The organism is Nitrincola salilacus (genome assembly GCF_046271865.1).
Taxonomy (GTDB): Bacteria; Pseudomonadota; Gammaproteobacteria; order Pseudomonadales; family Balneatricaceae; genus Nitrincola; species Nitrincola salilacus.
The window spans coordinates 182,712-205,662 of record NZ_CP176580.1; the positions used below are offsets into that span (position 1 = coordinate 182,712).

The 22,951-nt window shown below is 54.4% G+C and carries 19 protein-coding genes; 10 read left to right on the forward strand and 9 right to left on the reverse strand.

Features of this window, described 5'->3' with window-relative positions; genetic code table 11:
* Positions 1-47 precede the first annotated feature (47 nt).
* Positions 48-1,901: a flavodoxin domain-containing protein gene (locus ACK3CJ_RS00885; protein WP_409524528.1), complete on the reverse strand. Its 1,854-nt coding sequence runs from the start codon at positions 1,899-1,901 to the stop codon at positions 48-50.
* A gap of 105 nt (positions 1,902-2,006) precedes the next feature.
* Here ACK3CJ_RS00885 and ACK3CJ_RS00890 point away from each other — a divergent pair, with 105 nt between their 5' ends.
* The 3 genes from ACK3CJ_RS00890 to ACK3CJ_RS00900 all read left to right on the forward strand — a co-directional run bounded on the left by ACK3CJ_RS00890 (position 2,007) and on the right by ACK3CJ_RS00900 (position 5,807).
* Positions 2,007-2,609 carry a PepSY-associated TM helix domain-containing protein gene (locus ACK3CJ_RS00890; RefSeq protein ID WP_409524529.1) on the forward strand — a complete coding sequence of 201 codons (603 nt, stop codon included), beginning with the start codon at positions 2,007-2,009 and terminating at the stop codon, positions 2,607-2,609.
* 185 nt (positions 2,610-2,794) lie between these two features.
* Complete coding sequence (locus ACK3CJ_RS00895) at positions 2,795-5,017, forward strand: TonB-dependent receptor (RefSeq protein WP_409524530.1); 2,223 nt, start codon at positions 2,795-2,797, stop codon at positions 5,015-5,017.
* 91 nt (positions 5,018-5,108) lie between these two features.
* On the forward strand, positions 5,109-5,807 hold the full coding sequence (locus ACK3CJ_RS00900; protein WP_409524531.1) for a Fe2+-dependent dioxygenase: 699 nt from the start codon (positions 5,109-5,111) through the stop codon (positions 5,805-5,807).
* 36 nt (positions 5,808-5,843) lie between these two features.
* Here ACK3CJ_RS00900 and ACK3CJ_RS00905 read toward each other — a convergent pair whose 3' ends face one another.
* From ACK3CJ_RS00905 to ACK3CJ_RS00915, 3 genes are all read right to left on the reverse strand, one after another.
* The gene (locus ACK3CJ_RS00905; protein ID WP_409524532.1) at positions 5,844-6,932 is read right to left on the reverse strand and encodes an alpha-hydroxy acid oxidase; all 1,089 of its coding nucleotides are present in this window, start codon (positions 6,930-6,932) and stop codon (positions 5,844-5,846) included.
* Positions 6,933-6,964: 32 nt separating this feature from the next.
* A complete protein-coding gene (locus ACK3CJ_RS00910) occupies positions 6,965-7,402 on the reverse strand; it encodes an OsmC family protein (protein ID WP_409524533.1) in 438 nt (145 codons plus the stop codon).
* Positions 7,403-7,510: 108 nt separating this feature from the next.
* Positions 7,511-8,863: a DUF3422 family protein gene (locus tag ACK3CJ_RS00915; protein ID WP_409524534.1), complete on the reverse strand. Its 1,353-nt coding sequence runs from the start codon at positions 8,861-8,863 to the stop codon at positions 7,511-7,513.
* A gap of 179 nt (positions 8,864-9,042) precedes the next feature.
* On the opposite strand from ACK3CJ_RS00915, the gene gmk reads away from it, so the two are divergent.
* The 4 genes from gmk (at position 9,043) to ACK3CJ_RS00935 (ending at position 13,562) form a co-directional block, all read left to right on the forward strand.
* Positions 9,043-9,663: a guanylate kinase gene (gene gmk / locus ACK3CJ_RS00920; RefSeq protein WP_409524535.1), complete on the forward strand. Its 621-nt coding sequence runs from the start codon at positions 9,043-9,045 to the stop codon at positions 9,661-9,663.
* Between the two features lie 62 nt (positions 9,664-9,725).
* Entirely contained in the window at positions 9,726-9,938 is a 213-nt protein-coding gene (rpoZ, locus tag ACK3CJ_RS00925) for a DNA-directed RNA polymerase subunit omega (RefSeq protein ID WP_151704959.1), read from the forward strand.
* Positions 9,939-10,034: 96 nt separating this feature from the next.
* On the forward strand, positions 10,035-12,155 hold the full coding sequence (spoT, locus tag ACK3CJ_RS00930; RefSeq protein ID WP_409524536.1) for a bifunctional GTP diphosphokinase/guanosine-3',5'-bis pyrophosphate 3'-pyrophosphohydrolase: 2,121 nt from the start codon (positions 10,035-10,037) through the stop codon (positions 12,153-12,155).
* A gap of 99 nt (positions 12,156-12,254) precedes the next feature.
* Positions 12,255-13,562, forward strand: coding sequence for an HDOD domain-containing protein (locus ACK3CJ_RS00935; RefSeq protein WP_409524537.1), 1,308 nt, complete (start codon positions 12,255-12,257; stop codon positions 13,560-13,562).
* A 21-nt stretch (positions 13,563-13,583) separates the two neighbouring features.
* Here the strand turns inward: ACK3CJ_RS00935 and ACK3CJ_RS00940 are convergent, their stop codons facing one another.
* Complete coding sequence (locus ACK3CJ_RS00940; RefSeq protein ID WP_409524538.1) at positions 13,584-15,515, reverse strand: ABC-F family ATP-binding cassette domain-containing protein; 1,932 nt, start codon at positions 15,513-15,515, stop codon at positions 13,584-13,586.
* Between the two features lie 19 nt (positions 15,516-15,534).
* Between ACK3CJ_RS00940 and ACK3CJ_RS00945 the strand changes: the two genes are divergently transcribed.
* Positions 15,535-16,098, forward strand: coding sequence for a TIGR02444 family protein (locus ACK3CJ_RS00945; protein WP_409524539.1), 564 nt, complete (start codon positions 15,535-15,537; stop codon positions 16,096-16,098).
* 60 nt (positions 16,099-16,158) lie between these two features.
* Positions 16,159-16,848 carry an FKBP-type peptidyl-prolyl cis-trans isomerase gene (locus ACK3CJ_RS00950; protein WP_409524540.1) on the forward strand — a complete coding sequence of 230 codons (690 nt, stop codon included), beginning with the start codon at positions 16,159-16,161 and terminating at the stop codon, positions 16,846-16,848.
* Positions 16,849-16,904: 56 nt separating this feature from the next.
* Here ACK3CJ_RS00950 and ACK3CJ_RS00955 read toward each other — a convergent pair whose 3' ends face one another.
* Both ACK3CJ_RS00955 and rsd read right to left on the reverse strand, forming a co-directional pair.
* Positions 16,905-17,876 carry a WD40 repeat domain-containing protein gene (locus ACK3CJ_RS00955; protein ID WP_409524541.1) on the reverse strand — a complete coding sequence of 324 codons (972 nt, stop codon included), beginning with the start codon at positions 17,874-17,876 and terminating at the stop codon, positions 16,905-16,907.
* Positions 17,877-17,878: 2 nt separating this feature from the next.
* Complete coding sequence (gene rsd, locus ACK3CJ_RS00960) at positions 17,879-18,352, reverse strand: sigma D regulator (RefSeq protein WP_409524542.1); 474 nt, start codon at positions 18,350-18,352, stop codon at positions 17,879-17,881.
* A 193-nt stretch (positions 18,353-18,545) separates the two neighbouring features.
* On the opposite strand from rsd, the gene ACK3CJ_RS00965 reads away from it, so the two are divergent.
* Entirely contained in the window at positions 18,546-18,950 is a 405-nt protein-coding gene (locus tag ACK3CJ_RS00965) for a flagellar basal body-associated FliL family protein (RefSeq protein WP_409524543.1), read from the forward strand.
* Positions 18,951-19,011: 61 nt separating this feature from the next.
* Here ACK3CJ_RS00965 and gshA read toward each other — a convergent pair whose 3' ends face one another.
* Positions 19,012-20,577 carry a glutamate--cysteine ligase gene (gene gshA, locus ACK3CJ_RS00970; RefSeq protein WP_409524544.1) on the reverse strand — a complete coding sequence of 522 codons (1,566 nt, stop codon included), beginning with the start codon at positions 20,575-20,577 and terminating at the stop codon, positions 19,012-19,014.
* 88 nt (positions 20,578-20,665) lie between these two features.
* Entirely contained in the window at positions 20,666-22,933 is a 2,268-nt protein-coding gene (locus tag ACK3CJ_RS00975) for a Tex family protein (RefSeq protein ID WP_409524545.1), read from the reverse strand.
* Positions 22,934-22,951: the final 18 nt, after the last annotated feature.

Below are 22,951 nucleotides of genomic sequence, written 5' to 3' on the forward strand. Positions count from 1 at the left end.
AGTCGGATAGTATTATAGGGCAGAACGTCCCTGTTTTGGGATCCGCGTCAATACAGGTCAGTATGCAGCCGGGTAGCAAGCAGATCTCGATCCAGCAGCACTTCCAGCGTGCCCAGTATCGATTCGCCAAAGCCCTCGCGACTGCCACATACGAAGATGTGGGCTCCGTGCTCCTCAACCCATTCAAGCAGTGTTACGCTCAGCTGTGCGAGTCTGCCCTGCACATATTCGCTATCATCGCGTGACCAGACGCAGTCGAGTCGAGTCAGTACACCCAACTGCTGAAAATGCTCCAGCCGTTCAGCAAAATAAGCATCCTGCGCTTTATACTGCTCGCCAAACAGAAGCCAGTTGGGTGTTGTTGCGCGCCAGGACTGCTTTTGCTGCAGAAACCCCATAAACGGCGCAAGACCCGTGCCGGCACCAATCATGACCAAAGGAACATCGCCCGGGAGATGGAAGGTCGCATGGGTGCGAACACTGGCTTCAATCTGCTCCCCCACTTTAAGCCCACACAGATAGCCGGATGCATGGCCGATACTCTGATCCTGACGCAGATGACGGCGCACCAGTAGATCAAGATGATCAGCCTGGCAGGACGCAATGGAGTAGAGACGCTCATGTATGGGTTTCAGTAGATCCACCAGCGCCTGAGGGCTGTCTGCCTGCTCATCGATCCACTCCAGCGTCTGCAGCAGCTCCAGCAGTGTTCGGGTTTCGTTCTGATAGTGCACCGTCTCATGTGCAGACCAACCGAGTTGCGCCAGGCGCTGCTCGATCTGTTCAGGTTGGATGCGTGGTTTGACGGCCAGCAGATCCCCCGCCTGATAGTGTGTACCGGCTCTGAACAGGCGAAGATGATGTGCGTGGCGATGCGTTTGCTCAGGGTTGAGGCATCGGTTTTCCATCACGGTCAGCACCTCGTACGGCATCGCCTGAGGAGAGGATACCTGACCGAAAGCGGTCGAGACATGCTGCCACCAGTGGTTCACGGCACCCATGTCCATCCTGTCGACCTCAACAGTGGGGACAAAACTCTGCAGACCCTTGCTTTGCAATAGCTTGTAGAGATGATGGCCAAAGGCACAGAAGGAGTGATAGTGGCGATCGCCCAGAGCAAGAATACTGAATCTGGGTTGTCCGGGCAGAGTGGGCTCAGCTTGCAGTGCTTTGATAAACCGGTTAGCGCTGTCGGGGGCTTGTCCATCCCCTTGGGTACTGACAACGAACAGGACCTGATCATACTGGCTCAGACAGGCTGGCGTCAGTCGGGACAGGCAGCGCAGGTCGAGGGCGTGGTTGGCTGATCGGTGCAGTTGTTGCGCCAGCTGCATGGCGCTTCCGGTCTGGCTGGCATAGGCGATCAGGTTGTTACGGTTGGTGGCACTGGGGCGCATGGCAAGCGCACGGTTGATCAGCAGTGTGCAAAGCAGTAATACGCTCAGCTTTACCAGCTCCAGCAGTGGCTGTGAGACCCCATCTGTGAGCAGATAGGGAAGTTCTGCGCTGAACAGCATGACGCATAGAACGATGCCAAATACGAGGTGCCAGCGATAGCGCTGTCGGTCTTGCAGAGCCAGAATGATCGTTGCCGATAGTAGTGTCGCCATGCCAGCCCACAGTGTGAGGAGCAGACTTCGAATCACCACCATCTCCGGTTGCGTGAACAGATGCGTGATGGACTGCCCCTGACCACTGCTGATCTGCCCGGACTGCAGGGTCAGCCACTGCTGGCCAAATTCCAGTACTGGATTTAAGGCTGGCTGAGTGGCAAGCGGCAGGCTCAGTCGTGCTTCGCCGAGGAGTAACAGCAGCAGGCCGTTCAGGATAATGCCTGACATCAGCATAACGATGGCGATGTGAGCCAGATGGTTGGCAGTAAGCGTTGCAAATTTCCGCACAATGATACCGAATATAATAGTGAGAATGATTCGTATTATATTGACATTGCAGGTGGGATGCGAGCATCATATGCGAAATTTCACATAGATTATTGATAATCATTCATGAATTCTACGTCAGGCCCGGTCAACCGCTGGATGCGTTGGTTACATATCTACAGCGCAGTTCCGGTGCTGATCTCCATGATTTTTTTTGCGGTGACCGGTTTTTTTCTGAATCATCCTGACTGGTCACCAGGACAGACCAGAGCACATGAGTTGTCCCTGATCTTGCCTGATGAGCTTGCCAGTATCGACTGGCAGGCGAGCCCATCGATATTCACGCTGGGCGTGCTGCAGTGGCTTGACAGGGAGCAGGGGATTCGTGGCGTCAAGATGGAGGTTGAGTGGGAGGATGATGAGTTGCTGATCATCACTCTGGAAGGACCGAGCATCACCCAGACAGTTGAAGTGTTACCGGATGAGGGCGAGGTGGAGGTGTTTGCGCTTTCGTTACCGCTGATGGCGATGCTGAATAACCTGCATCGTGGTAAGCAGGTCAGTGATATCTGGCGACTGTTCTCAGACCTGTCTGCCATATTCATGCTGGTTTTCTGCCTGACCGGTCTGTGGCTGGTTTGTGTTAACAGGATGCAGAGAGTAACAGCCGGATCGTGGGTCGCCATCGGTGGTGGCCTGTTTTTTGTGATTGTTTATCTCATGCATTGACGTGACGTAAGCCTACACCCTGGCAGGATACTGCTAATGAGCTATTCAAGGAGGTTTTGATAATAAAATGATAATCATTAGTCTTATTTTTAATAATCAATATTGATCCAGACAATTCAATCCAACATAAGTAAATCCAACACAAGTAAACCCAACTCAAAAAATTTCAAAGGAAAGAAATTCACATGTCTCTTCATTCAGACCACTCTCGTGCGATACCCAAACTGAACCCTCTGACTGTTGCGATAGCGTCAGCACTGGCATTCATGGTGACTCAGTCACACGCTCAGTCCGACAGCATTCATCTGCCTGAGCTGGAGATATCGGGTCAGACCGAGCAGAGCTACAACGTTGAAAAACCTTCCAGTGTCAGGCTCACACAGGACCTGGTAGATACACCCAAAACCATCACAGTAGTGAACGAAGCGCTACTGCAGGATCAGGGGGTGACCAGCCTGCAGGATGCACTGCGTAATGTCTCCGGGGTTTCTACCTTTGGAGCTGGTGAGGGCGGCGGTGGTAATGTCACCACCGGCGATACCATCACCATTCGTGGCTTTGATGTAAATGGCAGCATCTATGCAGACGGTATCCGGGATGTTGCCGGTTACAGCCGAGATCTCTTCAACACTGAGCAGATCGAAGTGGTCAAGGGGTCTGCAGGCAGTCTGTCTGGTAAGGGCTCGGCAGGAGGGAGTGTGAATCTGGTCACCAAGAGTGCCCAAACCGATGAAGATATGAATGCTTTTACACTCGCCTATGATCAGGGGCAACTTGGACGACTCACGGGTGATATCAACAGAGTGCTGACGGATAGCAGCGCACTGCGTCTGAATCTGCTGGCGCAAAAGGGTGGCGACTACTGGGACAATGGCGAAGAGGATTATCAGACACTGGCAATTGCCCCCTCCTACTTCATGCAGCTGAGTGAACAGACGGATCTCACGCTTAATCTGTTCCACATGCGACAGGATAACACGCCGGTTCTGGGCCTGCCCTTCGTCAACGATGTGGCGGCTGAGCAGTTGAACATTCCGGCTGGCCCGATTGCTGATCAACACTGGGACAACTACTACGGTGTGAAAGGACGTGACTTTGAGAAGGTCGATGTGACAACCCTGACCGCTGTCGTTAATCATCAGATGAGTGATGCCTGGCGTTTGCGTAGCCAGACTCGATTAGGTAAAACTGATCGACAGTCGATAACCTCACGTCCAGCCTTGGAAAATACCGGAACCCGTGATGATCCCGTTTATGATGGCAGTGTAAATCTGTCATCCGATCGTACTGAGTTCAGTGAGACCGAGCTGTTTGTCACGCAATTGGATGCAATCGGTGAGATCCAAACCGGCAGTATCAAGCACGACCTGGTCGTTGGTGCCGAACTATACCGTGAAAACAGTAAAACCCCCGGCATCGATATGTCGGATTTGGTGTTGTCTTCGGATACCGTTGATCTGTCTAATCCTGCTCGGGTGACAGCGAGTGGGCGTTGGCATAAGAATGGTTATGATGCCGATACAACCGCTAAAGGCCTGGCGACCTACCTGCTGAATACCACTACGCTGAATGAGTCATGGCAGGTCAGTGGTGGCTTGCGCTATGAAGATTTTGAAGCGAAAGGCTATAAAACATCCCGCGATGAAAAGGTGCATGCGCGAACCCGGTCTGATCTGATCAGTTGGCAGGCGGGCATCAATTACAAACCGGCTCAGAACGGCAGTATCTATGCTTCCATCTCCAACTCTCAGGAGCCCAATGCCACCAATCTGGTCCTGCAAGGTAATGCATCCACAGCTGGCACTTATGCGAAGCTAGACCCACTGGAGTCTTATACCAAAGAGATCGGCACCAAATGGACATTGATGGATGAGCGTCTTCTGCTGGGGGCTGCGCTATTTGAGACCACCAAGGATGTTTACGATACGGTTGGTGATGAGATCACCACTTCCGGCCAACAGCGTAATCGTGGGCTGGAGCTCAGTGCGACCGGCCGTCTGACTGATCAGATCAATATGATTGCGACCTATACCAGGCAGAATGGCAAAGTGACTGAAGATGCGCCGAGCTCTTCGGGTGCAACGGCTGAGGGTAATGGGCTGACAGCCGCGCCGGATGATTCAGCGAGTCTGTGGTTGACCTACACGGCTGGTCCGCTGGTGGTGGGTGCTGGTGCCGAGTACAACAGCGGCAACACCTTCTGGCGCCGGCAGCAAGCCTATTATGAGACAGGCAGTGTTACATTGTTCAATGCGATGGCTAACTATACCTTCACTGATCAGCTTTCTGCTCAGTTGAATATCAGCAACCTCACTGATGAACATTACGTCACGGATTACAGTGCCCGAGGTCATTTCAGACCGGGCAATCCACGTAATATCAGGTTGAGCATGACCTACAACTTCTAAACCTGCTGCTCAGCCGGCCCTGCCTCAGTGCAGGGCCATTTTTGTTATATCAGCACCAGGATAGCGCCATATAGAACGGGAGTAGAAACTTATGTTGCTGCATCTGAAGCAGATTCTGAACCCGGTTCAGGTCAGGGAGATTCGCACGGCACTCCAGGCATCGGACTGGCAGGATGGCAAGCTGACCGCTGGCCATGCGGCGCGTCGGCAAAAGAGCAACTTACAACTGGATGAACGCTCACCACTGGCGGTTGAGTTAGGTAACGCTCTTTTGCAAATACTGGGTGGGCGCGAGGATTTCATGGCCGCCGCCTTACCTGCAAAAATTTATCCACCCATGTTCAATTGCTACTGCGATGGTGGCGAGTTCGGGTATCACATCGATAACGCGATCCGGCAGGTGCCGGGAACACCGGTCAAGATTCGTACTGATCTGTCAATGACGCTGTTTCTCAGCGAACCTCAGGATTACGAAGGCGGGGAGCTGGTTATTGAGGATACATTTGGAACGCAATGTATAAAGCTGGCGGCCGGAGATATGGTGCTGTACCCGTCCAGCAGTCTACATCGAGTGACACCTGTAACAAAAGGGCAGCGGATCAGCGCTTTCTTCTGGTTGCAGAGCCTGGTGCGGGATAATGAGCAGCGGCGCACGCTCTATCAACTGGATCAGAGCATTCAGGGCTTGCGACGTAACCGGATAGAGGATGCTCAGGCAGACGCTGAGCATATCGAACGCCTGATTGGTGTGTATCACAACTTGCTGCGCCAGGGGAGTCAGACCAACTAGCGCCAGGCACTCTCAGGTACTCTCAGGCGCTCTCAGTCAGATAGAGGCAGATAGAGGCAGATAGAGGCTGGATGATTTGATATCCGCCAGTCTGGCACAGCCACAGAGCGCCATGGTGGCCTCCAGTTCGTCGCGAAGAATGCGCAGGATATGCGCAACGCCGAACGGGCCGGCAACGGCGAGTGCATAAAAAACCGAGCGCCCCAGTAATACGGCATCCGCACCTGAAGCCAGCGCCTTGAAAATATCGCTGCCACGCCGGATACCGCTGTCCAGCAGGACAGGTATCTCTGCCGGGACAGATCGTCGAATTGCAGGCAACACCTCAATTGTAGACGGCTGACTGTCCAGAACACGGCCTCCGTGATTGGACACGATAATCCCCTGTACACCCAGTTCGACAGCCTGCTGCGCATCTGCCGGGTGCATGACGCCTTTGAGAATAACCGGAAGGTGAGTCTGGCGGATGATCTCAGCGAGAGTGTTCCAGTTTGGTGCCTGTTGCATCCAGCAGGCAAAGACAGAGTCTCCGGCTTCGGGCTTGGGCAGTCCCTGCAGATTGACCGCAGCCACCGTATCAGGCAGGCGGAAACCGCTGCGCTGCTCGGCGTTGCGAACACCATTGATAGGGGCATCTGCCGTCACGACCAGTGCCCGATAACCGGCCGCTTCAGCGCGGCGAATCAGGTTTAGAGTATCGTCGGGATCTGGTTGGCAATAGAGCTGGAACCAACGCGCGGTATCGGGCGCTATCTGTGCAACCTCCTCGAGTGTTGAGCTGGCCAGCGTGGAGAGGCAGAAGCCAACTCCCTGCGCGGCGGCAGCTTGAACACTGGCCAGTTCACCCATCGGATGGGCCAGCTTCTGATAGGCCAGAGGAGCTATCAGCAGGGGCAGGGTAAGTGTCTGGCCGAACAGCTCTGTACGGCAGTCACCCTGGCCGAGGCCATCCACGAGTATCCTCTGTTGCAGTAGCAAGGTATCGAGTTGGGATCGGTTACGCTGCTGCGTGAAGCCATCCATTGAGGCGCCTGAGATATAAGCCCAGATGTCGGCTGGCAACAGAGTTTGAGCGCGATGCTGGTAATCTTCCAATGAGCACAGGTCGGCAGGGATGGCAGACATAACGATTCCATTCAGTCAAAACACGAATCATATCAGGCCAGGTTGTGCAGTACATCGGTTTCCAGACGGGTATTGTCATGCAGTGGGCAGCGCTCACAGACCTGATCCAGAAACGTCTTTTTATCTTCAAGGCTCAAATCAGCGTCGATCTCGGCACGGATTCTTATCTGCTGAAACCCGGTACGATCATCGGTCGGCTTGCCGAGCAGTCCGGCAGGATTATAGTCACCCTCCACCCAGATCGTCATGCCACGCAGATTGATCTTCTGCTGCATCGCTACGATGCGGCCGATGGTGCCGATACAGCCCGCCATCGCAAACATGTAATACTCAAGAGGCGTAGGTCCCTGGCCTGTGCCACGCGCAGCCACTGGCTGGTCAATCAGTAATCGGTGTTCACCTATCTGGGCTTCGACAACAAAGTTATCGTTCAGAGAGGCCGTAACGGCAACTGTTTTGGTCTGGCTCATGGCAACCTTTCATTAAATTAATTAAAGCATTAAATTAAATAAATCTAATATATAGTGTGCCAGTTCAGAATACCAGCGCGCTCAGGTGGTGATACTGATCTGAATCAATCAGTGCGGATCTTGAGACTCGCTGCTTGCTGTCTCTGTCTGCTCGTCCTGCAGAATGATCTTCTTGATGCGGTGCGTCAGCCACCAGACCGTGCCGACAACAAAGGGTACGGCAATGGCAGTACCGACATCCTTGTTAATATCGATGCCCAGTGGCTCCAGCGCCCCGAGCAGATAGCGGATCAGGCTGATACCGTAATAGCTGATGGCGGCAATGGAGAGGCCCTCCACCGTTTCCTGCATGCGTAACTGCACTTTGGAGCGGCGGTTCATGGAGGCAAGGAGGCCACGATTCTGCTCTTCAAGCTTCAGGTCAACACGGGTGCGGATCAGGTCGCCGGCACGTTCGATACGGCGTGCCAGGTCCTCCAGCCGGCTGCCGACCGATTCGCAGGTGCTGGCGGCAGGTGTCAGGCGGCGGCTGAAGAAGGCGGCCAGTGTGAAGTTGGGGCCTGCATCCAGCTCTTTCAGCTCTTCCAGTCGTTTCATCACCAGTTGGTAATAGGCCTGAGTCGCAGCGAAGCGTGACATGGTGTTGGCGCGATAACGTTCGATCTGCGCCGCCATGGAGGTCAGGCGGCGCAACAACTGCCGCTCCTCTTCAAGCCCTTCGGTATCCGATAGTTGGGTGATCATATCGGCCAGTTGCTGATCGAGTCGTCCCAGCTCCGGGGCCAGATCACGCGCTGGCTGCGCGCCCAGCAGTGCCATCAAGCGGTAGGTTTCCAGCTCCAGTACCCGCAGGATCAAACGGCCGGTCTGGTTATCGTTCAGGCCATGGTTCTGCAGCAGGATGCGGCCAGAGCCATCACCATGCAGTCGAAATGCGCTCCACAAGGTCGCGGAGCCCTCCAGCAGGCGACCGCTGACGAGACGCTGCCCCTCGAAACACTCGGCAAGCGTTTCGCGGTCGAGTTGTTCAGCTTCAGGGCTGACAACCTCAAGATGCAAGGCTACCACCAGTTGCCCCGGGACCTCTTGCAGCCAGTCCGCTGGCAGCATTGAGAGCGTCGGATGGCTGAACGGCAGGCTGTTAGTGCCCGGACGAAGGAAGGTATAGGTGACAAATTCAAGATGTCGCTCCCAGCGCACTTCGAACTCACCAAAGCGCTGATGAAAACTGGTTTCATGGTCGGCTGGTGGGTTGACGCCATAGCGGATGCACAGGTTTCGCAGGTGCTGAAAATCGCGTTCACGGTCCTCATCTGCCAGTAACAGCGCAAGGTGCGAGATCCGTACCGGACTGGCTATGACCGGGAAGGGCCGGGCATGCAGCTCATGATAGAGAGCCTCACGGGCAGGATGCAGCTGCAGTGGTAGAATACTGAGCGCAGAGGAGCTGTTGTCTGGCACGATAAACCCTTCCTGAATGACGATCTGTTTGCATGATGCTGGCTCAGGCGGCTGCTTGCAAGCCTCTGTCGACCGGTGCGCGCCATATCAATAGATCTGAACTGCCGGGTAAGGCATAATTCGCAGTTGTAAAACCAGCGTAGTGTCCTTGAATCAAGACCAGTAAGAGCGAATCCATCATGAGCTTAGGAACCCTTTATGTGATCTCTGCCCCATCGGGTGCCGGCAAGACCAGTCTGGTCAAGGCACTGCTGGAGCGTGATGAACAGATAGTCGTATCGGTATCCCATACCACCCGTGCGATCAGACCTGGCGAAATCGATGGCAAAGCCTATAACTTCACGACGCGAGAGGCCTTCACCCAAATGGTGGGTGAGGGTGTATTTCTGGAGTACGCCGAGGTGTTCGGTAATCTGTATGGCACGTCGCAGGTGTGGGTCAGGGAGCAGCTTCAGGCGGGCCGGGATGTGATCCTGGAGATAGACTGGCAGGGCGCACAACAGGTCAGACGCCTGATGCCGGAGATGGTATCCGTTTTTATTCTGCCGCCGAGTCGTGATGCGTTGCTGCAGCGTTTGACCGGTAGAGGGCAGGACTCTGAAGAAGTGATCGCCGGGCGTATGTCTCAGGCTGTCAGTGAAATGAGTCACTACCCCGAATTTGATTACCTGATCATCAACGACGACTTCGATGAAGCACTGGCCGATATGACCAGTCTGTTCCGCGGACGCCGTCTGCGACAGGAGATTCAGCAGCAGCGGCATCAAAACTTATTGATCGATCTCTTGTCTATACATTGATCAACCAGTACACTACGCGGTTCTTCTGATTTCAATATGTTTATCTGTTTTTGGGGTACGAAATGGCTCGTGTAACCGTTGAAGATTGTCTTGATAATGTTGATAACCGGTTTGAGCTGGTGATGGTAGCTTCCAAGCGTGCCCGTCAGTTGGCAACAGGCGGTAAAGATGCCAAGGTTGACTGGGAAAACGACAAGCCGACTGTTGTTGCACTGCGCGAAATCAGTGAAGGTTTTATCGATAGAACGATTCTGGATGGTATCGAAGATATCTGATCTCCTCTTTTCCTCTGCTCGTATATGCGGCATCATCAAGGTTAACAGCCCCTTAGCAGGACAGCACTCGGTTATACCCGTGCTACCGGAGGATTGATGCCAACCATCGACGAACTGTCACACCGTTTGACAGAGTACCTCGAACCTGAACAGGTTCGACAGGTTCGTCGTGCCTATTTCTATGCCGAACAGGCGCATGATGGTCAGCGGCGCAAGAGTGGCGAACCCTATGTTACTCACCCGCTGGCAGTCGCCTCTATTCTCTCTGCCATGCATATGGACCATCAAAGCCTGATGTCGGCCATGTTGCATGATGTGATTGAAGATACCGAGATCACCTACAGCGGCATTGAGGAGCAGTTCGACAAGGCGGTGGCCACAATCGTCGAGGGCGTTTCTAAGCTGACCCATCTGGAGTTTGAAACCCGGGCGGAAGCTCAGGCCGAGAACTTTCAGAAGATGGTGCTGGCGATGGCGACGGATATCCGTGTCATTATCGTCAAGCTGGCTGATCGGCTGCACAATATGCGCACCCTGGGTGCGATGCCGGCAGCCAAACAGCGGCGCATTGCGCGCGAAACACTGGATATCTATGCACCGGTCGCTGCCCGTCTGGGGATGAGAGATCTGCAGGTTGAACTGGAAGATCTGGCGTTTCAGGCGCACCATCCGATGCGGGCCAAGTATATCCGTCGTGCTGTGGTCAAGGCACGAGGACAGCGTCGAGACATCATCACTCAGATAGAGGAATCGATCCGAACCCGCCTTTCCATGGAGGGGCTGAAGGGGATAGTTTCCGGGCGCGAAAAGCATCTGTACAGCATCTATCGCAAGATGAAGACGCAGCGCAAGGCGTTCGTCGATATCATGGATGTGTTTGCTTTCAGAGTTGTCACCGAGTCGGTGGATGAGTGCTATCGCATTCTGGGTGCCGTACATAATCTATATAAGCCGGTTCCCGGCCGCTTCAAGGACTATATCGCGATACCCAAGGCGAATGGCTATCAGTCATTGCATACGGCTCTGTTCGGTGCCAGGGATATCACCATCGAAGTACAGATCCGTACCCGGGAGATGGATGCCGTTGCCAGCCAGGGAATAGCCGAGCACAGCCATTACAAGATGTATGGTGATTCCGACAGCGCGGTTGGCTCCTACAATCGCGCCCGTAAATGGGTTCAGGGGCTGCTGGAGATGCAGCAGCGTGCCGGTGATTCGATGGAGTTCATCGATCATGTGAAAAAGGATCTGTTCCCGGACGAGGTCTATGTTTTCACACCCAAGGGGCGGATTCTGGAACTGCCTAATGGCGCAACGCCGATCGATTTTGCCTATGCCGTGCATACGGATATCGGTAACTCCTGCGTTTCCTGCCGTATCAATAAACGCCTGGCCCCACTGTCTCAGCCACTGCAGAGTGGTCAGACAGTCGAAGTGGTGACAACGCCGCGTGCGCAGCCAAATATGGCCTGGTTGAACTTTGTCGTGACCGGCAAGGCGAGATCAAGTATCCGTCACTTTCTGAAAAATCAGCAGCGGCATGAGTCGGTTGAGTTGGGTCGCAGGTTACTGAATCAGTTCCTCGGCAACTATGGCAGTTCACTGGATGCGATAGATCAGGAGAAGATGGCGCAGGTGCTCAAGGATTCTAATCTGGCCTCTCAGCAGGATCTGCTGGAAGAGATCGGCATGGGCAATCGTATGGCATACGTTGTTGCACGGCAGCTGAAACCAGACACCATGGATGATGAGTCAGGCGAAGTCAGTACGCCACGTGGCAAGCCTCTGGCGATTCAGGGAGCCGAGGGGATGGTGCTGCAATATGCCAAGTGCTGTCATCCGATTCCCGGTGATACCATTATTGGCCATATCAGCAGCGGTCGGGGCATGGTCGTACACCGTACCGATTGCCGGAATCTCGGCTCACTGCGTGATGATCCACAAAAGTGCATCTTCCTTGATTGGTCTCAGTCGGGAGAGGAGGAGTATGCCGTCAGTCTGAATATCGAGGTGGAGTCCCAGCGGGGCATCATTGCCAATCTGGCATCCGCCGTATCCAGCGCCTCCGCCAATATTATCAAGATCGACAGTGGCGAGCGTGAAGGGCAGATGTACAAAGTCGAGATGGAGCTGCTGGTGGCAGACCGCGTACATCTGGCTCGAGTCATACGCAAACTGCGTCGCCTGCGACCGGTTACCCGCATTACCCGTCCCTAGTAGCCAGTGATAATTAGTCAGGTTCCCGTATTGTTCTGCTAAACTGCAGCAAGAATTGATGTGCCGTTTCAGCCTAAATGATTGGCAGGAGGTAATAAGTTGTCAGTAGGAGTCAAACCACTGGATCCCTCAGAGCAGAGTGTTGCTCGTTTGGTGCTGCTGCATGACAGTGCCGGTAAAGTACTGGTCATACTACCGGCTCACTCACTGCTCAGCCTTTCTGTTGTCTGGCGACTCACCGGTCGGCAGTTACAGCCGACCAGCGCTGTTGATGCCGCTAAATTTTTCGGTCAGACGCCGCTGACTACCGCTGCAGGGCAGCGTCAGTTGCTGAAGATGACGGTGATGCTGGATGATCATTATTTGCCGGATCAGGAGGTCGCTCTGTGGGAGCCTCACAGTGGTCTGCGCTTCACAATCCAGGCAGGCTGGCTGGAGGGGGCTGATTATCAGACATCCCTTGGTCTCAGCGGAGAGGTGCTGCAAGCTCAGCACTCGCCGCATGCCGGTGTTGAGGCAATCACGCATGCAGTTGAGCGCTTTACCGCTCTGCGCGTGAAACAGCGGCTGGAGGACACGCTCGGCCTGCCGGCGTTTTCACAGACAACGCAGAAGTTACTGCTGCTGCGCTCGGACCCATCGGCCGATGTTGATCGACTGCTGTCGGTTATTCGCGTTGATCCGAGTCTTTCCGCACAGGTGATGAGCTGGGCTGTATCGCCCTATTACGCAGCGCCAGGCAGAATCGAGTCGGTGGATGATGCGGTGATCCGAGTGCTGGGCTTTGATCTGGTGGTCAACCTGGCGTTGGGCGTGGCGATGGGTAAGGTGATGCAGGTACCGGGTCACTCGGTGCGCGGTGCGACACCTTTCTGGTTGCAGTCCGTCACTATGGCTACGCTGGCAGAGCGACTGGCCAAAGTGATGCCTGCAGCGATCAGACCCAAGCCGGGACTGGTTTACTTGTCGGGATTGTTGAACAACTTTGGTTACCTACTGTTGGCACACCTGTTTCCACCACAGTTTTCGACCTTGACGCGTTATATCGAAGCCAACCCTCATATGCCTTATGAGCTGGTAGAGCAGCAAGTGCTTAATCTGACGCGTGAGCAGGTAGGCGCCTGGTTGCTGGAAAGCTGGTCTATTCCGCCAGAGGTCTGTTTTGCTGTCCGTTACCAGAATCATCCCGAGATTGAGGGTGATGCCGTGATCTATGCCAGATTGCTGCATGTGGCTAACTGTCTGCTGCGACAGCAGGGGTTGTGTGATGGGCCGTTGGTGGAACTGGATCCGCAGTTGCTTGAACAGTTGCAGCTCAAGCCCTCGGTGGTAGAGGGCTGTATCAATGATCTGATCGCTAATCAGGATGGGATCAGGGAGCTCACCGAGCTGCTGCAGCGGCACTGAGCCGCCGCATGACACTGACTGTCAGCTTTCTGCTTCGGTCAGTGTCTGTTCCAGCTCTTCATAGGCTTCAAGCTGTTCCAGCCAGTCCGTTTCGACCTTCTCCGACAGACGCGTCTGCTCCGCCTGATCAGCCAGCAACTGCTTCAGCTTATCCTTGTTGCTGCTGTCATACAGCGATGGGTCGCTCAACGCTGCTTCCAACTCTGACAGTTTTGCACTGATGCTCTCCATCTGCTTTTCCAGTTGCTGAACCTTCTGCTTCAGCGGTCTGAGGCGAGCGCGTTGTTCGGCCTGAATGCGTTTCAGCTCCTTGCGTTCCACCGCATTCAACGAACGGTTTTCGGCAGGCTGTGTCTCGCGCTGCACTGCTGGCTGCTGCGCTTTGGCGCGCTGGCTCAACCACTTGTGATAATCATCCAGATCACCCTTGAACTCCGTGACCTGCTCGTCTGCTACCAGCATGAACTGATCCACTGTGTTACGCAGCAGATGCCGATCATGCGACACCAGAATCAATGCCCCCTCAAATGACTGCAGTGCCAGCGTCAAGGCATGGCGTACTTCAAGGTCCAGATGGTTGGTTGGTTCGTCGAGCAGCAGCAGGTTGGGTTTCTGCCAGGCGATCAGTGCCAGAGCCAGGCGCGCCTTCTCACCACCTGAAAAGCGGCCAATGGCATCGAGGGCATCATCGCCGACAAAGCCGAAGCTGCCGAGAAAGTTGCGCAGCTCCTGCTCGCTGGCTTCCGGAGACAGACGCTGCAGGTGCAGTATGGCCGAAGCCTGCATATCCAGTGCTTCCAGCTGATGCTGAGCAAAATAGCCTACCTTGAGATGCTCACCCTGCTGGCGCTCCCCTGTCTGCTGCGAGATCAGGCCCACGAGAGTCTTGATCAATGTTGACTTACCTGCACCATTCGGGCCGAGCAGGCCGATACGCTCTCCCGGTGCCAGATTCAGGCTGACCTGTTTCAGAATAATTTTGTCGGGATAGCCAAGATCGGCTTTATGTATCGACAGCAATGGGAAGGAGAGCTTGCTGCTGCTTTCGAAAGTGAAGCTGAAGGGGCTGTCGACATGAGCTGGTGCTATCTGCTCCATGCGCTCAAGCTCTTTCAGGCGGCTTTGTGCCTGTTTGGCTTTGGTCGCCTTGGCGCGGAAGCGGCGCACAAATTGCTCTATCTGAGCCACGCGCTCCTGTTGCTTCTCATAGGAGAGTTGCTGTTGTGCCAGGCGTTCGGCGCGGATATGCTCGAACGCGCTGTAATTGCCCTTGTACAGGGTGAGCTGTTCAGAGGCCATATGCACTATGTGGCCCATCACATTGTCGAGGAAATCACGGTCATGTGAGATCAGCAGCAGCGTGCCCGGATAACTGCGCAGCCACTGCTCCAGCCACATGATGGCGTCCAGATCCAGATGGTTGGTCGGCTCGTCGAGCAGCAGCAGGTCAGAGCGGGACATCAGCGCGCGGGCCAGATTGAGCCTGATTCGCCAGCCACCGGAAAACTCTCCGACACGTCGGGCGGAATCAGCAGGAGCAAATCCGAGTCCTGACAATAGCTGATGGGCACGGGATTCGGCACGATAGCCATCCGCGGATTCGAGCTCCGCATGCAGCTCTGCGATGCGCGTGGCCTGATGCTCCTCTTCAGCTATCGCCAGTTGCTGCTGAATCCGGCGCAGCTGCTGGTCGCCATCCAGAATATAATCCAGTGCGGTGCGGCTGGTTTCGGCCACCTCCTGCGCCATATGCGCAATGGTGATCCCCGAAGGCATCTCCAGATCACCGGCATCGGCGTGCAGCTCGCCGAGCAGTAGTTTAAACAGGCTCGATTTACCCACGCCATTGGCTCCGACGATACCGACTTTCCAGCCGTTATGCAGTGTCAGATTGGCGTGTTCAAGCAGGCGCTGAGCGCCACGATGTATGCTAAGGTTCTGTAGTCTGATCATGCGCGGATTTTAACACAGGATGTCTATTTACAACCCACTTTGGCACTACGCCATTACAGTTTATCAACGTCCCGGCGTCGAGGCGCAGTGTCTTGCGCTCCAGATGCAGGGATTGAGCGTTAATCGTTTGTTGTTATGCTGCTGGCTGGCGCAAACGGGCCGCCGGCTTCAGCCTGGTCAGCTCGCGGCAGCAGAACATTGGCAGGCATCAATTCTGCAGCCGTTACGCGCGATTCGTTATCAGGTCAGGTCGATGCGTGAGGGTGAAGAGCTGAGTGAGTGTTACCAGCAATTGAAGCGTGCGGAGCTGGCGGCTGAACAGGTCGAAATAATGCAGTTATGGCAGTGCTCTTCATCAGGGCATGCCTCAGGGGTTACAGGTGGTGCTGCTGATGGTACTGCAGAAGATACTGAGCAGGAGCCCTTGAAGCTGGCACGACAGAATATCAACACTTATCTGGCGCAACTGGGCCAAGCCCCCAGCACAGAATGCCTGACTGAGGTAGAACGCCTGCTGGGGCTCGCTTTTCCCGCCACAGGCTGCGATGATAGGCCACCCGAGATAGATCAGAATGAACTTTAATCCTGAATATCTCACTAAGCATAACGATTAGTTTATCCAACAGGTTGTAAGGACGTGAAGATGAGAAAAACGACACTGGCGCTGATGCTCGCTGGAACGATGATGGCAGTGCCGGCGGTACATGCGGTTGATCTGACCAACGAAGAGCAGAAGCTGAGCTACAGTCTGGGTCTGATTCTGGGTGACAGTCTGAAGCAGGATTTTGCAGTATTGAACATGGATGCGTTTCGTGAAGGTATCGAAACCATTTATTCAGAAGGTGAGCCATTGCTGTCACGTGAAGAAGTGGCGGAAGTGATGCAGGCCTACCAGCAGCGTATTGCTGATGAACGTCGTCAGGCGTTTGAAGCCCTGTCTCAGGAAAACATCCAGAAAGGCCAGGCTTATCTGGCTGAAAACGCCAAGCGTAATGGTGTTACCACTACTGACAGCGGTTTACAGTATGAAGAGCTGGAGGCTGGTTCCGGCGCGTCTCCAACTGCTGAAGATACTGTCAAAGTTCATTACCGTGGCCAGTTGATCGACGGTACAGAGTTCGACAGCTCCTATTCACGTAATGATCCTGTTTCCTTCCCGCTTAACGGAGTGATCCCAGGCTGGACTGAAGGTCTGCAGTTGATGAAAGAGGGTGCCAAAAGCCGCCTCGTGATCCCTGCTGAGCTGGCATATGGTGAAGGTGGTATGGGTAATGCTATCGGCCCGAACGAAACTCTGGTTTTTGAAGTCGAATTGCTTCAGATCAATCCTTGATCGAGCTCTTCGTTATGACAACCGGTAGCGTCAGCTACCGGTGATTTCCTCAGCGCTTAACGAAATGCGTTAAGCACACCATTTGACCCCAGTGCATAGTAACTCCCATCCCTGCCGAAACTGACTGCATAGATCCCGGTGCTTGTCGGGCCATAGGCTTTGAGCTTGTGCGCTTGCCAACTTTTTGTCTGTTTGCCGTCGGCCGTGTTCCAGAGTATTACTGCTCCAGCAGCTGTTCCTGTCAGTAACTGCTCACTATTGGATGCGAAGCGGGCGCTGAGGTAGGTGGTGCGGCGTTTGATCAGGGATTCGTTACCGCTCAGATGGTGCAGTATTTCACCGCTTTGCAGATCCCATAGAATCGCCTGATCCAGAGTGGCAGAGCTGAATGCCATGCGATTATCGGGGGACAGTGCAACGGTATCGACTATGTTACCCAGCGTTATCTGGTGCAGCAGTTCACCGCTGGCGAGGTCCCACAGGCGTGTGGTGTAATCATCACTGCCGGTCAGGGCAAAGCGGTTATCCTGACTCAGTGCAACGCTTCTGACCCGCGCCGGATGTCTCAGGCTTTGAACAATGCCTCCGTTTTTGACGTCGAAATAGACGGCTTCATGGTTGGCCAGCCCCAACAGGGCAAAGTCACCGTTGCTGGACAATGACAGGTCAAGGATCTCCCCGGGTGAGCTCCAGAACCAGACCGGCTCGCCCGACTGCACATTCCACAACACCAGATCCTGAGGGTTAGCCGTAATGGCATAGTCGCCTTCGGGAGAGAAGCCGCTCTGACTGATGTTGGTGAACTCATCCTGATGATGGTTCCAATCATAGAGGCGCTCATCCGTGCGGGTATCCCACAGGCTGCCGCCATGGGCTATGGAGCCCACCAGAGCATAATTACCATCATGCGACAGGCTGGCATCAAATGCCCCCTGAACCGTGTAATTGGACCAGTGCTCAGGCTTGGGACCATCACAGCCAGCAAGCAGTACCAGCAAAAACGGCAGCGTGAGTCGCAGTCGTTTCAAGTTCAGACCTCGGCAACCTGAGTTCGATGCGCGTTGTGCAGCACTTCAATCAACTGATCTTCTATCTCGAATCGTTCTTCAAGTTCTTCACCCAGATGAGACAGGGCAGTCGCAAATTCACGCAATTGCCTTAGCGTCGGTTCATCAAAACTGTTGAAAGAATCATTGAAATCCAGTGCGACATCGGTTGAAGTCTGGATTTTTGGTAGCAGCAACTGGGCTTTTTCAACACTACCGTCGGCAAAGTCACTGCCTTCGCGCAGGAGTTGTTCATATACCTCAAAGTGACCGGACGAGAGGTAGTCCATCAGCAGGCTGCAGAACTTCTCCAGCTGCGTGTTCAACTCATCACCCACACGGGAATCAGGCAGATTGATGAACATACTGATAAGCTGCTGTCTCTGTTCCAGCCACTGATCAATGATCTTGCTGACGCCACCCCATCTTTCCTTGGCGTTCCGGCATTTTTCTAACATGTTTGCTTCTCCATACACTTTAGGTAGTCAGTAGTCGACTCAGGTCTTACCGACGGCACGCTGGAACTGAGTTGTCAGTCATGAGCTCCAATAGTAATGCCAGACTCAAACTCCATGCAACTGAGACTGGTGCTAATCTGGTGTATACTCGGCAGGGTTAATCCTTCAGGCTGCATCAGATCGGGAGATAAAGATGCGCGTTAAGACTCATTTTCTGTTTTTGATACTCTGTGCGTTGTTGCTGGTGAAGTCGGCCAGTGTAGCAGCACAGGAGCCGGACTATCTCAACTATATCGAGCTGAAGTCTTTTGTGACCAATTTCGGTCCCAATACAGGCCCGATGCGATTCATGAAAGCTGAGGTGACGTTACAGCTCGCGGAGAATGGCTCTCACACTGATGTGAGCAAGCACGTGCCGCAGATCCGTAATGATCTGGTGTTCCTGTTTAATGAACAGCAGGAGTCTGATCTGGCGACGATCGAAGCTCAGGCGATTCTGGCACAGAAGGCATTGATTGTAGTGCAGACTCTGCTCATTGAGGAAACCGGCAAGCCACAGGTCAATGATCTGTTTTTCACCAGTCTGGTGATTCAGTAAAAGAGAGCTGGTAAAAGGGTTGGATGTGGTTGGGCCGGGCGCAGTGCCCGACCCACATCGCTTATTGCGCGTTGAACTGTGCCAGAAAAGTATCAAAGTCCATTGTATCGTTGTCTTCGATACTGCTTTGCTCCAGTAAGGAAGCATTGGCCTCGCAGGTCATTTGTTGCAGCAACTCAGGTGCCAGCCGGGTAGCCATGATCTCATCTTTGTGCTGCTTTGACAGCGCCAGAGTCCATTCGTGATGGCTGGCGCCAGAAGCCTGCAAAGAGGCAAGTACCTGGGAGGAGGGTGTCATTGAGCTGTTTTCCAGCTTTGTCTGTTGTGCTGCGACAGCCTGACGATAATGCTGGGTGCCAGATGCCTGATCCAGTAATTGAGCGGTCATATCCACTTGTTGCAGGATTTTCGCCCCCAGCGCTTCCCGAGCTATCTCTCCCTCATCACTCAGCAGTGTAAGGCCCGGCTCGCGGCCACGATTGACTATGCGATTGTGGTTCTCCGACAACAAGGCACACTCAGCATCACTGATGATGGCATCGTTGCAATAGAGGCAGGTGACCAGGAAGGCATCCATGAAGTGCGCCTGCTCCAGACTGATACCGACCGGCAGCAGCGGATTGATATCCGTGTTACGCACTTCAACATACTGAATACCGCGTTCACGTAACGCGTGAATCGGTTTTTCGCCGGACTCTGCCACGCGCTTCGGGCGGATATCGCTGTAGTATTCGTTTTCAATCTGCAGGATATTGCTGTTCAACTGCTGATAGTTGCCATTGACCTTCACACCCAGTCGTTCGTATTGCGGATGCGGTGTTTGAATGGCCTGTTGCAGCGATTCGGTATAGCTGCCGAGCTGGTTAAAGCAGATATTCAGGGCTGACTGGGCTCGGTTGGAGTAACCGAGATCACTCATGCGCAGGGAGGTGGCCCAGGGCAGGTACAGGGTGTCTTCGTTCAGAGTGTCGAGCTGATGAGGTCGCCCCTGCAGGAAGCTGCTTGACAGGGCCGGTGAGGCGCCGAATAGATAGAGCAGCAGCCAGCTGTAGCGTCTGAAGTTGCGAATCAAGGTGAAATAGCTGGCGGAGCGGAACGACGTCATGCTGTCGCGGTTACCGGAGATATCCTGCCAGGCGGGCCAGAGCTGTTCGGGCAGAGAGAAGTTATAGTGAATACCAGCAATGGTCTGCATCATTTTGCCGTAACGATGTTGCAGGCCTACGCGATAGATGTGCTTGAGCCGACCGATGTTGGAGTTGCCATATTCGGCAATCGGTATCTCCTCTTCCGAAAAGATATTGCAGGGCATGCTGGCACACCAGATCAGTTCCTGATCCAGCTTCGCGTAGCTGAAGCGGTGTAGATCTTCCAGGTGCTGCAACATCAGATCCGGGCGCTGAAATACGGGGGTGATAAACTCCAGCAGTGCCTCAGAGTAGTCAGTGGTGATCTGGCTGTGAGTCAGGGTCGATCCCAGAGATCTAGGGTGCGGTGTCTGAGCGAGTCTGCCTTGCCGGTCGACGCGCAGTCCCTCTTTCTCTATGCCATGTTGAAGTTGTGTCAGCAGGCCACTGTGGCCATGTTTGACAAGCTGGTTCAGGTGATGCTCAAGAGTGACTGACAAAGCTCTGATCTCTGCTCGGACTTTTATGGGTAGACACCATTATAAACCAGGAGCACTGTTTTGCAGTGTCCTTAAAGCGTCCATCTGTTCAGCGGCCTTTGACCAGGCCCGCTGCTCTCAGTTTATCTGCAAGGCTGCCCTCCACAGGCTGCTGTGGCTCAGGCTTGCTCTGACGCACCGACCTTTCCGGGGCCGCTGCCGTTTGTCCAGTCTCGGGTGCAGATTTCATCGACAGGGCAATCCTGCGACGTGCGACATCTACCTCCACGACTCTAACCAGCACGATGGCTCCGCTTTGCACCACCTGATGCGGGTCGCTGACAAAGCGATCTGCCAGTTGAGAAATATGCACCAGACCATCCTGATGCACACCGATATCTACAAAGGCACCGAAGTTCGTGACGTTGGTGACCACGCCTTCCAGTTGCATGCCTGGCTCCAGATCGTTCAGCGTCTGTACCTGGTCATCGAAGTTGACTGAGCGGAAGGCCGGTCGAGGATCACGGCCGGGTTTTTCCAGTTCACGCAACACATCGGCGATAGTATATCGCCCATACTCAGGCGTGATCAGTGCTTCGACATCCACCTTGCGCAGCAGTTCGGTATTACCCAGCAGTTGGTCAGGTTTGCACCCGAGTTGCTGTGCAATACGCCGCACCAGCGCATAGGACTCTGGATGTACAGCTGAGTTATCCAGTGGGTTGCGGCCATCCCGTATGCGCAGAAAACCTGCACACTGCTCAAACGCCTTGGGGCCGAGTCGGGGGACTTTCAGCAGTTGCTGACGATCCTCAAAACGACCATTCTGTTCACGATACTGCACGATATTGTCTGCTGTGGTGCGATTCAATCCGGCAACGCGAGCCAGCAATTCGCGCGAAGCGGTGTTCAGATCGACACCGACATGGTTGACGCAATCCTCGACGACACTGTCGAGAGATTGTGCCAGAGCAGTCTGATCCACATCATGCTGGTACTGGCCGACTCCGATGGAGCGTGGGTCGATCTTCACCAGCTCGGGCAGAGGGTCTTGCAGTCTTCGCGCAATTGATATGCCACTGCGCAGGCTGACATCCAGTTCCGGAAATTCTTCTGCAGCCAGAGCCGAAGCCGAGTAGACCGAGGCTCCCGCTTCACTGACCAGCAACGTCTGCATCTGCAGATCCTTTTCACGGGTGGCAAGCTCTTTCGCCAGTTGCTCGGTTTCGCGCGAGGCGGTGCCGTTGCCCACTGCAATCAAGCTTACCTTGTGGCGTCGGCACAAGGTCGACAGGGTATCCAGCGACTCACGCCAGCGCTTATGGGGTACATGGGGGTAAATGGTGGCACATTCAAGTAGCTTGCCAGTGGGATCGACCACCGCCACTTTAACACCAGTGCGTAGCCCCGGATCCAATCCGAGCGTTGCTCTGGCTCCTGCCGGTGGCGCCAGAAGCAGATCACGCAGGTTGCGGCCGAAGACAGAGATGGCTGCATCGCTTGCCTGCTCCTGTAGCTGGCGAATCAGGTCTGTTTCGAGCTGTGGTCTGAGCTTTTTGTCCCAGCACAACCCCAGGGTCGCCTGCAACCAGGGTGAGCAAGAGGCAAGGCGTAACCGCCAGTGATTGGCAATCAACTCTGGCGGGTTCTGTCGCGTATTCTCGGGTAGCTGCAGGGAATATTTCAGTATGCCTTCCTGATTCCCGCGTAATATTGCCAGAGCGCGATGAGAGGGTATCTTTGCAAGCGCTTCACTGTATTCAAAATAGTCACGAAATTTGCTGTCAGGATCCGCTTTGCCTCGGGCCGCTCTGACCTGCAGCTCACCCTGTTTCCACAGCAGTGTTCGTAGCTGGCCAATCAGATCAGCAGACTCGGTCAGTTGCTCCAGCAGGATGAACCGGGCGCCTTCAAGTGCTGCCTCAGGGTCGTTGATTCCGCATTCAGTATTAATGTACCCAAGTGCGAGTTTCTGTGGATCCGATCCCGGTTGCAGCAATTTGTCTGCCAGTGGCTGCAGGCCAGCCTCCCTGGCCTCCTGAGCCTTGTTGCGCCGTTTGGGCTTGAAGGGCAGGTAGAGATCCTCCAGGCGGGCCTTGTTGTCAGCATCGCGGAGCGCAGACTCCAGCTCAGGTGTCAGATTGCCCTGGCTCTTCAATTGCTCCAGTATGCTCTGGCGGCGCTGTTCCAGATCGCGTAGATAGGCGAGCCTCTGGTGCAGGGTACGCAGCTGTGTATCGTCCAGTCCGCCAGTGATCTCCTTGCGGTAGCGGGCAATGAATGGCACCGTGGCGCCGCCATCCATGAGTGCGATGGTCGCCTCAATCTGGTTTGTTCTGGCGCCCAGTTCGGTGGCCAGCTGCTGGGTAATTGACATGCATTCTGTCCTTAAAAT